The 14,842-nt window shown below is 63.0% G+C and carries 12 protein-coding genes and 1 other RNA gene; 1 reads left to right on the top strand and 12 read right to left on the bottom strand.

All coding sequences use genetic code 11. The annotated features are described in order from the left end of the window. Positions 1-88: 88 nt before the first annotated feature. From H3H51_RS21130 to ssrA, 8 genes are all read right to left on the bottom strand, one after another. A complete protein-coding gene (locus H3H51_RS21130; protein WP_235981262.1) occupies positions 89-697 on the bottom strand; it encodes a hypothetical protein in 609 nt (202 codons plus the stop codon). Further along, positions 684-1,229, bottom strand: coding sequence for a hypothetical protein (locus H3H51_RS00665; protein WP_183087091.1), 546 nt, complete (start codon positions 1,227-1,229; stop codon positions 684-686). The genes H3H51_RS21130 and H3H51_RS00665 overlap by 14 nt, the downstream gene beginning before the upstream one ends. After that, positions 1,226-2,869, bottom strand: coding sequence for a YfjI family protein (locus H3H51_RS00660; RefSeq protein ID WP_183087090.1), 1,644 nt, complete (start codon positions 2,867-2,869; stop codon positions 1,226-1,228). The genes H3H51_RS00665 and H3H51_RS00660 overlap by 4 nt, the downstream gene beginning before the upstream one ends. Then, on the bottom strand, positions 2,866-3,774 hold the full coding sequence (locus H3H51_RS00655) for a toprim domain-containing protein (protein ID WP_183087089.1): 909 nt from the start codon (positions 3,772-3,774) through the stop codon (positions 2,866-2,868). Before H3H51_RS00655 ends, H3H51_RS00660 begins: the two co-directional genes overlap by 4 nt. Continuing rightward, positions 3,774-3,995: a helix-turn-helix transcriptional regulator gene (locus H3H51_RS00650; RefSeq protein ID WP_183087088.1), complete on the bottom strand. Its 222-nt coding sequence runs from the start codon at positions 3,993-3,995 to the stop codon at positions 3,774-3,776. Before H3H51_RS00650 ends, H3H51_RS00655 begins: the two co-directional genes overlap by 1 nt. 88 nt (positions 3,996-4,083) lie before the next feature. Then, the gene (locus tag H3H51_RS00645; RefSeq protein WP_183087087.1) at positions 4,084-4,833 is read right to left on the bottom strand and encodes a hypothetical protein; all 750 of its coding nucleotides are present in this window, start codon (positions 4,831-4,833) and stop codon (positions 4,084-4,086) included. Between the two features lie 65 nt (positions 4,834-4,898). Continuing rightward, complete coding sequence (locus H3H51_RS00640; protein WP_183087086.1) at positions 4,899-6,125, bottom strand: tyrosine-type recombinase/integrase; 1,227 nt, start codon at positions 6,123-6,125, stop codon at positions 4,899-4,901. A 167-nt stretch (positions 6,126-6,292) separates the two neighbouring features. Next, positions 6,293-6,651: a transfer-messenger RNA gene (gene ssrA, locus H3H51_RS00635) on the bottom strand. 147 nt (positions 6,652-6,798) lie between these two features. Here ssrA and H3H51_RS00630 point away from each other — a divergent pair. After that, on the top strand, positions 6,799-9,723 hold the full coding sequence (locus H3H51_RS00630; RefSeq protein ID WP_183087085.1) for a hybrid sensor histidine kinase/response regulator: 2,925 nt from the start codon (positions 6,799-6,801) through the stop codon (positions 9,721-9,723). A 60-nt stretch (positions 9,724-9,783) separates the two neighbouring features. Here the strand turns inward: H3H51_RS00630 and H3H51_RS00625 are convergent, their stop codons facing one another. The 4 genes from H3H51_RS00625 to H3H51_RS00610 all read right to left on the bottom strand — a co-directional run bounded on the left by H3H51_RS00625 (position 9,784) and on the right by H3H51_RS00610 (position 14,834). Further along, positions 9,784-10,044, bottom strand: a complete 261-nt coding sequence (locus tag H3H51_RS00625) for a hypothetical protein (RefSeq protein WP_183087084.1) — start codon at positions 10,042-10,044, stop codon at positions 9,784-9,786. 83 nt (positions 10,045-10,127) lie between these two features. After that, on the bottom strand, positions 10,128-11,840 hold the full coding sequence (gene dld, locus H3H51_RS00620; RefSeq protein ID WP_183087083.1) for a D-lactate dehydrogenase: 1,713 nt from the start codon (positions 11,838-11,840) through the stop codon (positions 10,128-10,130). Positions 11,841-11,843: 3 nt separating this feature from the next. Next, entirely contained in the window at positions 11,844-12,983 is a 1,140-nt protein-coding gene (gene lldD, locus H3H51_RS00615; RefSeq protein WP_183087082.1) for an FMN-dependent L-lactate dehydrogenase LldD, read from the bottom strand. 162 nt (positions 12,984-13,145) lie between these two features. Further along, complete coding sequence (locus H3H51_RS00610; protein ID WP_183087081.1) at positions 13,146-14,834, bottom strand: lactate permease LctP family transporter; 1,689 nt, start codon at positions 14,832-14,834, stop codon at positions 13,146-13,148. Positions 14,835-14,842 lie beyond the last annotated feature (8 nt).

Genomic DNA, 14,842 nt, shown 5'->3' with positions numbered 1-14,842 from the left:
CTCCTGCTCTTTGAGTATTGCCGCCAGCTCCCGGAGTTGTGGCCTGACACCACCCTTCCAGGCATTACGCGCAGCCCGTGCTTTTCCCTTAGCGCTGACCGGCCCGGTGCTTTGCTCCCACGGGCGCCACTGCCGGATCAGCTCCGCTTGCCGAGCCCGCCGCTCGGGTGTCCAACCGTTTGCCATGCTCCACCTCCAATAGTTCGTTTGGCTCTTTTGGTTTTTTCTTCGCGCGCGAGCGCGCAGGGCTAACGTCGTTATTCACCTGTACTTGATTACCAATATTGGCCTGCTTCACGAACGCGATCTGTTTCGGCGCCTTGATCTCGCTCAGGGTTTGCAGGGTGGCCCGAGACTGGTTCTGGGCCTTCAATGCCAGGCGCAAGTGTCGTTCCATTACTTCTAAGTGCCCAGCTGCAAGAGCCTTGCTGGCCATCTTGGCGAACAAGCCATCCAAGGTGTGAGCCTGAGCAATCAGCATGCTTTCCGCACGGGACAGGTCGTCGGCGTGAATGGCCGCCGTCTGCTGCTTGAGTTCGCTAACCATTGCATCGATCTGCGAGTGATCGATGTTATGGCATAGCGTCAGCACCGAAGCGCTCAAACACTCCGGGCTAGTTACGGTACATACCATTTCTTGCTCGGTAGTTTTGGCAGGCGTCAGTGCGATGCTGCGATCACGCTCAACCTTCTTCATTGCTGGCCTCCAAGATACTTGTCTCATGGTCGTAGCGGGCATGCAGATCGGCACCTACCGTGCAGTAGCGCTCCAGGGGGGGATAGCAGTATGGGCAGTTGCCCAAGGCGTGATGGTGGAAGGCATCGCGGGCAGGAAGCCAGGTACGAGCTGGCTGGCCGGCGGGTGCATCACGCTCGTGGGCACACGCGGAGTTCTCAGAGGGCAGGATCCAATTCGGGTCAGTGCGAATCAGGCGGGCCGCCTGCCACGGCGGTCGCTGGTATTGCTCAGCCAAATCGTGATGATCCACAGAGCTATGTTCCAGCAAGTAGTCCGGCGTACAGCACAGCAGGACGGCGAGCCTGGCCAGCCACTTCATAGGATCGTTCGTCTCACTCAGCGCCTCGATGATCTCCAGACGGTGAGCGCGGATTTCCTCCAGCAGTTCACAGGAGGGGGCGTGGTCAGCCTCCCAGGTCAGATGCCCATCCTCCAGCACCAGCAAGATGCCTTCAGCAAGGACGTGCCCCAGCAGTTCGATGGTGCTCATACCTCACCCCGGAACTTGGTAGGTGCTGCGACATGTGTGACTTGTGCGACAAACCCCGTGGTTGCTGGCTTTGGCGATTGCGACAGAGTTGCGACAGGCTGCGACAAACTCTGCGCCGGGGAATCGTTGTCGCAACGCGTCGCAGTCGTGTCGCAGACCTCCTGGACTTGAGTGGCACTGGTTGTCGCAAAAGTCGCAGTTGTCGCAGAGGGGGCAAAATTGAACGTCTTGCCATCGGCGGTGCTCAGCCAGCGGTACTCCACCAGCACGGCCAAGATCAAGTCGCGCTGCTTGGCGCTTTTGCGAATGAAGGGCGGGCCTTCGCGTTGCAGAGTGCGGGCATCAAAGCTATGCCACTGATTAGTCATCAGCCAGTCCAGCAGGCGCTGAGCCTGGAGCAGCTGCGGATCAATTTTGCTTGGATTGGTCAGGCGCAGCGCCTCGGCCAAATACCAGCGCACAAGAACGGCAGCACGCTCGATCAGTTCGGGGGTGATGGCCTGGTGGCCTTCGATCACGGCGAACACTCCCGCGATACGCAGAAGGTTCTCGGCCCCCTTGGCGGCGGTCGGTTTGATCTCCTGCATGTCGCCGCCATGGCCAAGCTGGCGCTCGATGGCATCGTGCTCCTCAATCCACGCTTCCTGAGCGGCAGGTTCCATCACCAACATGAGCGGAGTCAGCTCACCGTTCTCATCCTTGATGGGCTCCTGCGCCAGCAGGCGGGCCATGCGCTGCCAGAAGCGACCAAGCCGGGGGGCTCGGGTTGGGTCGGCATCACGGTAGAAACGGGTGCCGGCCAGCGACTCCGGCCAGGCAATCAGGAAGCGAGCGAGAAAGCCTTGCCCCTGCATGACCGGATTGCACAGCACCTCAGAGGCAACGATGGGTTGAATCATGAGGTGAGCACTCAGCCGGCAGCCATAGCGAGCCGCACTTTCCCCATCGGAGGCACGGGTGCGGCTGATCGGCGCGCCGTCCCACAGCTTTGACAGACCCGCCACGCTCTTGAGCGCATTCTCGGGCTTGGTGGCATGACCGCCGAAGAACTGCCCGCCTTCGTCGCTGAACAGCCCTTGGGAAGGGTGACCACGCAGCAGAGACTTCTGCAGCCCTTCCAGGGTCGGTTCTTCGGAGAGAATGAACGGCGACGGCGGGGCTTCAGGCTCCAGCAGATTGCCCAACTCATCGGCCACCGATTCGGGGTCTCCCTTGGCCTTGTCGAGAATGTTGGCGCGGGCTTTCTGGTAGGCGTCGCGCTGATCGCGGTACTCCTTGGCGTCAGCCTTGTACTGCTCGAGCAATTCGCGTTGGTGTTGCTGGTGCGCCTGCAAGGCCAGGCGATCAGCTGCCGACTTACGGTCGCCCGACTCGGCAACCGTCAGAGCGAACAGTGACAACGGTATTTGCTGTCCCCCACGCAAGACGTTTCCGTGCGCCTGGGCGGCCATTGCAGCTGCGGGCAGTACCGACTGAGCGGCCAGGGCAGCGGGAACTTGCACCGCCTCCACGATGGCCTGGGCAGCACCTCCAATCAGCTCGCCCAATGCATGAATCGGGTACGGCGCAGACTTTTCCAGTTCAGGCAGCAGGGGCAGCGGCTTGGGATAGGTAGGCGCTGGGATCAAGGGTGCGTTCATGCCTGGGTCTCCTGCCATTGGCGCAGGTCATTGAAGTCAGTCAGGGTTAGAGGGGCATCGGCGGGCCAAGGCGGCAGGATCAGGCCACAGCCTAGGGAGGCAGCAGTAGTGATAGCGGCGGTTTTGCCGGGGTTGCCGGTGGTACAGCGGTCGTCATCGCCGGCCACGATCAACATCGCATCCGGGTGGCGGCGTTGCAGGTTACGACCAGTCTCCAGCAGGTTCCCGGCATTCATCGCACAGGCGACCGGGTGGCCGGTTTCGGAGTGGAGCGTGGCGCCGGTTGCCCACCCTTCGCACAGGTAAAGCTGCTGGCCAATGCGGATGATCCCGAGCGGGGAGTAACAGCCCTTCACACGGCCACCGGAGAGGAAGCGCTTATTCCCGTCATCGCCGATGCGTTGCAGGTTCACCAGTTCGCCTGCGTGGTACAGCGGCACCAGCAGCACGTCACCCTGCTGGCGCAGGTTGTACGGGCGACAGCCCTTGGCGACCAGGTAGGGGTGGTCGGGGGCGGCGCGGCGAGCATCACGCCACAGCCGATTGGCATACTCGGCGGTAGCCTGCTGGCGCTGGTGCTGCTCCGCATCCCGCTGGTGCTTGGCCTGCGCTATGCGCTGGCCGATCAGCTGGGCCTCCAGCGGATCGGCAGGCTTGCGGCTGCTCCAGGTGTACGAGCTGCCGCCCCTCCAGCTACCGAAGCAGCCCGAGGCGATACCATCGGCGAACAGCACATACCAGCCGTTATACGTCCCGGCTTTGTCGCCGGGGACATAGAAGCGGTGAATAGAACCATCCGCTACCGGATGCCAATCCATCGCGCCGAAGGTGGCTGCGAGTTTGTCGCGGAACAGCATTTCGGTGTTGCTAACGTCACGCGTGGTGAAGCGCAGAGCGAGGCCCATTAGGCGTCACGCTCTTTGATTTTTGCAGCCAGCCAGGCGTTCAGTTCGGCGATGACATAGTAGGCCGTAGCCTGGCGGCTGCTGCCGAACTTGATGGGCTTGGGAAAGGTCAGGTCTTTCTTGCGCAGCTTGTCCAGCCCGGAGCGGGTCTGGCCAATAGCTTTGCAGACCTCGGTCTGGGGGATAAGGGCTTGGTCAATCGTGGGGTGGGTAGGGTGCATCTGAGCGCCTCCGTATGGGTTACGGGGCGCACTTTCGGATGACGGACTAGACCCAAATCTACTAGACCACCAGACCTAATTTTTGGGTCTAGTCAGTAATCACTTCTTTGAGAAAAGCGTTCCATGCGCTGATGAATTTTTTGCTTTTCCCAGAGTTTTGTTGTGATGAGCCACAGAAAAGTGTTCCTTGGGCCGTCAATCCCGAATGAGTAAGCCACTGCCAGCAGGCATCTCTAGCTCCCGGAAGACCAGCTATTGGCTTGGATAACTGAGCAGCGTTGTATTCTCGCTGCTCTCCAAACCACTGACGAATACGCGTCAGGCGTTGTTCGGTTCTCGAACTCACCAGCGTAGCGGTGTCTTCTGACTGAACCTGGCTTTGGGTTGCGTTTTCGTCTTGGTCAGGCTTGAGAAGCGATGCCAATCGTTTTATATCGTCCGGCCTGAAAAGGAATGGTCTGCCCTCTTGGCTCGTCAGTGTCCAAGAGTCAACGTGCGATAGTTCCGATTCTTCCCGATCTGAAAGCGCAACAGCCAGCCCAGACACATTAATCCCACCACTTCTATGTGGTTCAAAGGCCTCGTAGGCGCTGATAGGGGAGTCAACTTGGCAATGCCCTATGCCTATGACTTGCTGCATCACAAATCTACTTCCAACTCTCGGCGCAATGACGCCTTCGAGTGCAGAGCAGTCAATGTAAATAGGTGTCGCATAACGCTCGCACAGCTCCATGAGTGCTCTGCTGGGCAGAGGAAAAGGGGACTCGGTCAGATGGCATAACCATTGGCATGCCATGCCGATATCGATGTACTCCATGGAGTTGATTAACTTATCCATCTCTTAGCTATTCCGGGGGGCAGGAGGGGCGCTCCAGGGGCTGCCCTAGACGAATTGGTGAGCTGTTAAGCGCGTTTGAATTCCAACAAATTGCCACTAGCTAGCTTATCCAGGTGGTCGGCATACCACTGCATCATCACCTTGCGCTGTTCCAGATAGGTGCTCTTGTCATAGACGCCCCGGACACCTTCCTTGACATGCGAAAGCTGGGCCTCAACGTGCTGCGAGTCGAAGCCGTTCTCGTTGAGGATGGTGCTGGCCAAGTGGCGGAAGCCGTGACCGGTCTGGCGGCCTTCGTAGCCCAGACGGCGCAGGGCCATCAGGAACACGGTATTGCTGCGTGGCTTGGTGGTATTACCTCGACCTGGAAACAGCAGCGAATAGTTGCCGGTTATATTTTTCAGTTCGCGTAACAGGGCAACAGCTTGCGTTGGCAGTGGCACCAGATGCTCACGGCGGCGCTTCATTCGCTCTGCAGGGATCAGCCAGAGGCCAGCATCGAGGTTAATCTCCTCCCAGCGCGCCTCACGCAACTCGGATGGGCGGCAGGCAAGCATCGTCAGCAGTTGCAAGCCTATGCGCACATCGGGTGCATGGGGGTAGGAGCGGATGGCTCTGAGCAGAGCAGGCAGCTCCTCAATGGATACATGGGCAAAATTTTCCACCGGTTTGGTCAGGAGGAATTTATGCAGCCCTTCGAGCGGGTTGTGCGTTGCCCTGCCAGTGACGCGAGCCAGGTCATATATCTCCCGACACATGCCACGTACACGGCTTGTCTGCTCAACGATCCCGGTCTGTTCCATGCCGCGCAGGAACTCCATCCACTCCATCGGCAGGATGCCGGTATACGGTCGCTTGCCGAACACGGGGAACACATGCTTTTCCAGAGCGCCGATGGTGCGAACCGCCGTCCCTTCCGTCCAGGTCTTGCACTTGACGGCGTACCACTCGCGAGCCAGGTGCTCGAAGGTGTTGTTGGCGGCCTCAATCTCGGCGACACGGATGGCGCGCTTGGTTGCCAGCACGCTCCCGTCCTTCGCCGTACTGTCGCGCAGCTTCGCGGCCTTCTGGCGAGCCAGCGCTCCACTCACCTCGGGATAGCCGCCCATGCCCAACCAGGACCACTTGCCGTCCGCCTTCTTATAGCGGAGCTCCCAGGACTTCTGCCCGTTCGGCTTGACGCGGAAATACAGGCCATTGCCGTCCAGCTCCCGGTACACGGAGCTCTCGGGCTCAAGGGTAGCGAGTACGGTGTCAGCCAATGGGCGGCGCTTGATCTCGCTACGCTTCATTGTATGTATGCCTCGGGTTCAATATTTCTAGAAGCATACACACAGGCATACACGGCAAGCAATGCTATAGGGGAGCGTACGGGAGCATATAGAAACAAGAAAGCCCGCACTGGGCGGGCTTTTCAGGGGTGTTTCCGGTCATGTGGGAACATGTGGAAACTTGCATTTGGTGGAGCCGGGGGGATTTGAACCCCCGTCCGCCAGTTCGCCGCTATCGGTTCTACATGCGTAGCCATCTCTATTGAGTTAACTCCGCGCGGCCCGAGTGGCAGGGCGCTTGGAGCGAGCTGCATAAGTTTTAGCCGTTACACCTGCAGCGAGCTTGGCGGCGATCCTGTTCTATCTGACTGTCCAGAATCTTCGGGTTTACAGGCATCCCCTATGGACAGCTAGCGGCACTTAGGCGGCTAGAGCGTAGTTGTCGTCGTTGGCAACTATAAATTTGCAACAGTGGATTTACGAGTTCTGTTACCAACTCGGCATGCCCCTCAAGTTTTGTTACCGGCGTCGAATCCTAATCGGCCCCAATTACAGTCTTGCAAGGTACGGGCGCAGTTTACGGCAAAGGTCGGGCAGCGTCGACCGCTGTTCTGCCACTAGAATACCGCCAGCCCCGGGCGCAGGCCGCGCGGGCGTGTCATCATCGACCCTCACAAGTTCAAGGAGCGCCGGCATGTCGCCTGCACCGAACAAGCCTCTGCGCCGCTGGATCTGGCGGGCCTTCCTGCAGAGTGCGTTGATTCCCCTGGTGTTGGTGGAGTCAGTGCTGATTGGTGTCTACCTCTATACCAACGAATCGATTCGCTCGGCCCAGCTCGGTTACCTGCAGAGCAGTGCGCTGCAGGACCTGAGCAGCGCGGTGCAGCGCGAGGGGCAGGTGATCGATAGCCGGCTGAAGGCCATCGAGGCTCAGGTCGGTATCTATCGCGATGCAGTCAGCGCGGCCCTGCAGGATCGTCGTTACGTGCCTGATGCTCTGGAGCACCAGCGTCACGCGCAGACCACCGATGGCGTGTACTACAGCCGCAGCGACGACGGCCGCGCGGCGTCCTTCTATGCCAGCAGCACGCCGCCGGAGCAGCAGGACCGCGCCAAGGCCTTGCGCCTGTCTCAGGTCGACCCGCTGATGCGTTCGCTCAAGCAGGCTGACCCGCTGGTGGCGGCGGTGTATTTCAACAGTTGGGACAGTTACAACCGCATCTACCCGTTCTTCGATGTGCTGCAGCAGTACCCGCACGATATGCGCATCCCGCAGTACAACTTCTATTACCTGGCGGACCAGCAGCACAACCCCAAGCAGGAGGTGGTGTGGACCGATGTCTACCTCGATCCGGCTGGCCAGGGCTGGATGATGTCGGCGGTGGCGCCGGTGCTGCGCGATGACTTCCTCGAGGGGGTGGTCGGCCTGGACGTGACGGTGGGCCAGATGCTCGCCGAGATCGGCAACCTGCAAGTGCCTTGGCAGGGGTATGCGCTGCTGGTCAGCCGCGACAACGGCATCATGGCGCTGCCGCAGGCCGGTGAGCGGGACTTCGGGGTGCGTGAGCTGACCCAGTATTCCTATGCCGAAGCAGTACGCCGTGAGGTGCTCAAACCGGCCGACTTCAAACTCGATCGCCAGCCTGGCCTGCAGCCGTTGCTGAGTGCCATGGCCACGCGCGCGCAGGGCATCCAGGAGGTCGAGCTGGGTGGGCGCAACCAGCTGATGGCCTGGAGTGAGATCCCGCAGACCGGCTGGCGGCTGTTGCTGGTGGTGGATGAGGCGAACATCTTCCATGAGACCAATCGCCTGGCCGAGCAATACCTGCGGATCGGCTACCTGCTGATCGCTGGCCTGGTGTTCTTCTATCTCTTATTCGGCAGCTGGATGTGGCTGCGCTCGCGGCGCCTGAGCCATGAGCTGGCCACGCCGATCGCCGGAATTGTCGAGATGATGCGCGGCCTCGGCCGGGGTGAGTCGCAGCCGGTGGTGCCGGCCACCTCGATTCGCGAGCTAGCGGAGATGGGCACGGAAGTGCAGCTCGCCGGGGAGCAGTTACGGGCCAGCGAGGTCCGCCGCTTCGAGGTACAGCGCACCCTGGAGCTGGTGCTGGAAAGCACCACGGAAAGCCTCTGGGATGTCACGGCGCAGAGCCAGACCATCTGCGTCAGCGAGCGCTTCGTGACGCGCTTCGGCCTGCGCGACAATTGCCTGTCGTTTGCCGAGTTCAACCGCCCGGTGCATCCGGATGACCTGCAGCGCATCCGCCATCTGCGCTTGAGCATGGCCGAGGATGGTCGCGAGGATTTCTTCGAGGCTGAGTACCGCTACGCCGACAAGAGCGGCAACTACGTCTGGTTGCTCAGCCGCGGCAAAGTGATCGAGCGGGACGAGCGGGGCCGTGCCCTGCGAGCGGCCGGCACCCACGTGGACATTACCCGGCTCAAGCTGGTGCAGGAGGAGTTGCGCCGGACCAGCCTGGAGGCCCAGGCCGCCAGCCAGGCCAAGAGTCGCTTCCTGTCGAGCATGAGCCATGAGCTGCGCACGCCGTTGAATGCGATCCACGGCTTTGCCCAGTTGATCGAGCTGGAGGCCCAGGAGCGTCCCGAGGCGCAGCAGGAGAGCGACTATGCGCGGGAGATCGTGCTCGCCAGTCGCCATCTGACCGCTCTGGTGGACGACATTCTCGATCTTTCCAGCATCGAGAGTCGGCGCCAGCAACTGCACCTCAAACCGGTGGAGGTCAGCACGCTGCTCAATGGCTGTGCCGAGTTGATCCAGCCGGAAGTGCTGCAGCGCGGCCAGCAGTTGCACGTGATGGCATCTGGCGGCAATGAACTGTACGTGTTGGCGGATGTGCGGCGGGTGCGCCAGGTGTTGCTCAATCTGCTGTCCAACGCCCTCAAGTACAACGTGCCGCAAGGGTTGGTCAGACTGGGTTACGAGGTGCGCCCGGATGGCGTGCGGCTGTGGGTGGAAGACAGCGGTCCGGGCCTGACCGAGCAGCAGCAGGGCCAGTTGTTCCAGCCTTTCCAGCGCCTGGGTCGGGAGAACTCGAACATTCCCGGCACCGGTATCGGCCTGGTGCTGTGTCGTGAACTGGCCACCCTGATGAATGGTGAGATGGGCTTCGCCAGCACGCCAGGCACCGGCAGCCGCTTCTGGATCGACCTGCCCAGCGCGGCGGCACCGACCAGCCAGGGCGACGCTACTGTCGAGGCGCCTGACAGCCCGGCCGTGCAGGCGCAGTTGGCGCCGGTGCTGTGCATCGAGGATCACCCGGCCTGCATGCGCGTGCTGCAGGAAGGCTTGCGCGATATCGCCGAGGTGCAGGGCGTCAGCTCGGTGCGGCGAGCCATCGCGGTCCTGGATCAGCAGACGCCAGCGCTGGTGGTGCTCGACCTCAACCTGCCGGATGGCAGCGGCCTCACCGTGCTCGAGCGGATGCGCGCCGAGCCGCGCCTGGCGGGAGTGCCGGTGATGGTGGTAAGTGCGGCCGCGGATGAAGTGCTGCTGGCCGAGGCGCGCAGCAAGGGCGCGCAGGCCTGCATGCTCAAGCCGGTGGATCTGCAACGCTTGCGCTGGATGGCCCTGTCGCTGCTTGGGCAAGACGGCTGACGCAGACCGGCCAGGCCGCAAAGCGGCACCGCCCACCCAGTCTGGTTGGGCGGCGCCGCGTTACTCGCTGGCTTGCAACAGGTTCAGCGCTTCGGCCAGGACCTTCATCGACTCACTGTGATCCCCGGCCTGGTGAAGTTCTTCACCTTCGGCGCGCAGGCGTTTCACTTCCGCCAGCACTTCCGGGTCGGCCGGTGGGTCGGTCTTCAGCAGCTGGTCGATCTTGGCCATGTCCTGTGGGCAGTGCATGGCCCACAGGCTGCCGCTGAACAGGCCGGTGCCGAACAGGGTCAGGGCGAGGATCAGGGGAATGCGACGCATGGGACACCTCCGCAGTTGGGATGGAGGCCTTGAGTATAGAAGCGCTGCTCGCCTGCGCGTCCGACGAGCAGCGGATGGCGCTGTCAGTGCCCGTCGCAGCACTCGCCCCAGTGTTTGTGCTTCGAGGTGTGGCCGATGCCGGGGTTGAGGGCGTTGGTCGGGTCCAGCTCACGGTAGAAACCGGCCAGCGCCGGCTTGGCCACGTAGAGGTGACCGACGTTGTGCTCGGCCGGGTACTCGGCGCGGCGCTCGTCGAGCAGGGCCCACATGCCGTGCTCCATCGCCAGCGGGTCGACGCCCTTGCGGATGATGTAGTCCTGGTGGAACACGTGGCAGAAGAAGTGCCCGTAGTAGAGCTTGTGGATGATCTGCTCTTCCATCTCGGTCGGCAGCGTCTCGACCCAGTCACGGTCGTTGCGGCGCAGGGCGATGTCCAGGGCGACGATGTCTTCCACGCTGCTGCGGTGCGCCTCGCGGTAGCGGATCGCCGCGCCGGCGATGGCGAAGCGGTGCAGGAAGGCCTTGCGTCCTTCCTCGGCGTCGCACTCGAAGAACGCGCCGCTGCTGCGGTTGGCGAAGTACTCGGCGAGGAAGGCGCGGGTCTGCTCCAGGGTGTCGTTGGATACCCGTACCAGCAGGTGGTGCTCGAAGCGGTCGCGGTACTCGCGCATGCGCTGCGGCAGGTGGCTAGGCAGCAGGTTCATCAGCGCCTGGATCACCTTGTCGGCCACGCCGCGCAGGCCGAAGCGCTCGAAGAAGCCATCGACCCGGCTCTTCAGGGCGAAGGCGGCGGGGACCTTGGCGGTGCCGAACTTGTCGATCACCAGGAAGGTGTCCTTGCCGTACTTTTCGCCGATGTCGAAGGCAGTGCGGTGGATGTATTCGCCGGCAATCGGCAGACGCGGCAGGTGCGCGAGTAGGTGGCGGCGCACCTCGGTGAGGTCGTGCGGGTCGTTGCTGCCGATGTAGAACACCGAGCTGGCTTCCTTGGCGTAGGTGTCCAGGCGCACGGCGAACAGGCACAGCTTGCCGGCCGAACCGGAGGCTTCGAACAGGCGCGACGGGTCGGCGTTGAAGCGCGCCGGGGTGTCGGCATCAACGTCGCGCACGTGCTCGCCGTAGCGGGCGTCGGAGGCCTTGGCGGCACCATCGTTGCGCACGTGCAGCGGGCTGTAATCGCCGCTCTGCAAGCGGGTGAGGATTTCCTCGGGGCTGGTGCCCAACTCGATGCCGAGGTGGTTGACCAGCTCCAACGTGCCGTCTTCCCGCACCTGTGCGTACAGCGCCAGTTCGGTATAGGCCGGGCCGCGACGCACCAGCGCGCCGCCGGAGTTGTTGCACACGCCGCCGAGCACCGAGGCGCCGATGCACGAGGAACCGATCACCGAGTGCGGCTCGCGGCCCAGGGGCGCCAGGGCCTGCTCCAGGCGGTCGAGGGTGGCGCCGGGCAGGCAGACCACCTGCTGGCCGTCGTTGATCAGCTGCACGCCGGTAATGCGCAGGGTGCTGACCAGCACGATCTCGCGGTCGTAGTTATTGCCGTCCGGGGTCGAGCCGCCGGTCAGGCCGGTGTTGGCGGCCTGCATGATGACGATGCGATCCGCCGCGACCGCCGCCTGCAGCACGCGCCATTGTTCCAGCAGGGTGCCGGGGCGGACCACGGCCAGCACGCCGCCTTCACCGGTGCGATGACCCTTGCGAAAGCGTCGGGTGCTCTGTTCGTCGGTGAGCACGTGGTCGCTGCCGACCACCTCGCGCAGGCTGGTGAGCAGGGCGTCGCGGCTGATCGATGACATGATTCAGAGCTCCTTGACCAGCGAATCGCCGCTGATATCGCTGATCGACTTGGCGCCGGTAAGAACCATGGCCACGCGCATTTCCTTCTCGATCAGGTCGAGCAGATTGCTCACTCCGGCACCGCCGGCAGCGGCCAGGGCATAGACGAAGGCGCGGCCGAGCATCACGGTGTCGGCGCCGAGGGCGAGCATGCGCACCACGTCGAGGCCGTTGCGCACGCCGGAGTCGGCGAGGATCGCCAGTTCGCCTTTCACCGCGTCGGCGATGGCTGGTAGGGCGCGGGCGCTGGACAGTACGCCATCGAGCTGACGGCCGCCGTGGTTGGATACGACGATGCCATCAGCGCCGAAGCGCACGGCGTCCCTGGCGTCTTCGGCATCGAGGATGCCCTTGATCACCATGGGGCCGTCCCAGAACTCACGGATCCACTCCAGATCCTTCCAGGAGATCGACGGGTCGAAGTTGGCGCCGAGCCAGCCGATGTAGTCGGCCAGGCCAGTCGGGTGGCCGCGGTAGGTAGAGATATTGCCGAGGTCGTGCGGACGGCCGAGCAGGCCCACGTCCAGCGCCCAGGACGGGTGGGTCATGGCCTGCAGCATGCGGCGCATGGCGGCGTTCGGCCCGCTCATGCCGGAATGGGCATCGCGGTAGCGCGCGCCGGGCGTGGGCATGTCGACGGTGAACACCAGGGTGGTCACGCCGGCGGCCTTGGCCCGCTCCAGGGCGTTCTTCATAAAGCCACGATCTTTCAGCACGTACAGCTGGAACCACATCGGCCGGTCGATGGCGGGTGCCACTTCCTCGATCGGACACACCGAGACGGTCGACAGGGTGAAGGGAATGCCCTTGGCTGCTGCCGCCTTGGCCGCCTGCACTTCGCCGCGCCGGGCGTACATGCCGGTCAGGCCGACCGGGGCGAGCGCCACCGGCATGGACAGGGTTTCGTTGAACAGGCGGGTTTCCAGGCTCAGTTCGGACATGTTGCGCAGCACCCGCTGGCGCAGGGCGATGCTGGCCAGGTCCGAGACATTGCGCCCCAGCGTGTACTCGGCATAGGCGCCGCCGTCGATGTAGTGGAACAGGAACGGCGGCAGCTTGCGCTGGGCAGCGGCGCGGTAGTCGGTAGAGGCGGAGATGATCATGGGTGTCTCATCGTTATGGGCTGGTCGTTGTGCCGGTGGATCGAGTTTTCAATCGTCATCCCCGCGAAGGCGGGGATCCAGAGGAGCCGTAGCTGGCCTGGCTGGATTCCCGCCTGCGCGGGAATGACGGATCGTTGCCTGCGCATTCGCGGAGGCAGCTCCTCAATGCACCAACATGCCAGTAAAGACATAGGCCTGGGCCAGGGTGATCAGGCCGACGAAGGCGGCGAAGATCAGGCTGTGCTTGAGGGTGAAGCGGAACAGGTCGGATTCCTTGCCGACCATGCCGGTCGCGGCGCAGGCCACGGCGATCGATTGCGGCGAGATCATCTTGCCGGTCACGCCGCCACTGGTGTTGGCCGCCACCAGCAGGGTGTCGTTGACCCCGATCTGGTGCGCGGTGGTGGCCTGCAGCGAGCTGAACAGGGCGTTGGAAGAGGTATCCGAACCGGTGAGGAACACGCCCAGCCAGCCGAGGAACGGCGAGAAGAAGGGGAACAGCACGCCGGTCCCGGCCAGGACCAGGGCGAGGGTGCTGGACATGCCCGAGTAGTTGGTGACGAAGGCGAACGCCAGCACCATGCCGATCGACAGGATCGGCCATTTCAGCTCGATCAGGGTTTCCTTGAATGTGGTCAGACCAGTTTTGCAGTTGATCTTCAGCACCAGCATGGAGACCAGCGCGGAGAAGAAGATCGCGGTGCCGGTGGCGGAGATCGGGTCGAGCTTGAACACGGCCGGCATGGCGGTGGCAGCGGTGACGATCGGCGCGGTCTTGATCACCAGTTGGTCGAGGTGCGGGATGGCGAAGTTGAATACCGTGCTGTACATCGCGCCGCCCGCGGCAAACAGTGCCTTGAACGGTTTCAGGGTCCAGATGGTGACCAGTACGGTGAGGATCAGGAACGGCGACCAGGCCTTGAGGATTTCACCGAAGCTGTACGGCGACGGGGTGGTGCTGCGTTGGCCACCGAAGCCGCCAACGATCGCGGCGCCGCCGGCCGACACGCCGACCACTTCCGGCTCGGCTGCGCGGCTCGGGCTCCAGACTTTGAGGAACAGGGTCAGGCACACCAGGCTGACCAGCGCCGAGGTGATGTCCGGCAGCTCCGGGCCGATGTAGTTGGAGGTGAAGTACTGGGTGACGGCGAAGCTGGCGCCGGCGACCAGTGCGGCCGGCCAGGTTTCCTTGATGCCGCGCCAGCCGTCCATCATCGCCACCAGCCAGAACGGCACGATGATCGACAGCAGCGGCAGCTGGCGGCCAGCCATGGCGCCGATCTTGAAGGCGTCGATGCCGGTGACTTGGCCTGCGACGATGATCGGGATGCCCAGGGCGCCGAAGGCCACCGGCGCGGTGTTGGCGATCAGGCACAGGCCGGCGGCGTACAGCGGGTTGAAGCCGAGGCCGACGAGCAGGGCGGCGGTGATCGCCACCGGTGCGCCGAAACCGGCAGCACCTTCGAGGAACGCGCCGAAGGAGAAGCCGATCAGCAGCACCTGCAGGCGCTGGTCGTCGGTGATCGACAGCACCGAGCTGCGGATGATCTCGAACTGGCCGCTCTTGACCGTCAGTTTGTAGAGGAATACCGCCGCCACGATAATCCAGGCAATCGGCCACAGACCGTAGGCGAAGCCGTAGCCAGCGGCGGCGAAGGCCATGTCGGCCGGCATCTGGAAGGCGAAGATGGCGACGATGATCGACAGCGCCAGGGTGATGCTACCGGCGACGTGACCTTTCAGGCGGAACACCGCCAGGGCCAGGAAGAAGAACACGATGGGAATCAGTGCGACCAGGGCGGACAGGCCGAGGCTGCCGAGCGGTGTATAGAGTTGTTGCCAGGTTTGCATCTGGGGTG

It is taken from the genome of Aquipseudomonas ullengensis, assembly GCF_014174475.1.
GTDB lineage: Bacteria > Pseudomonadota > Gammaproteobacteria > Pseudomonadales > Pseudomonadaceae > Aquipseudomonas > Aquipseudomonas ullengensis.
This window is presented reverse-complemented; position numbering and strand designations above follow the sequence as displayed.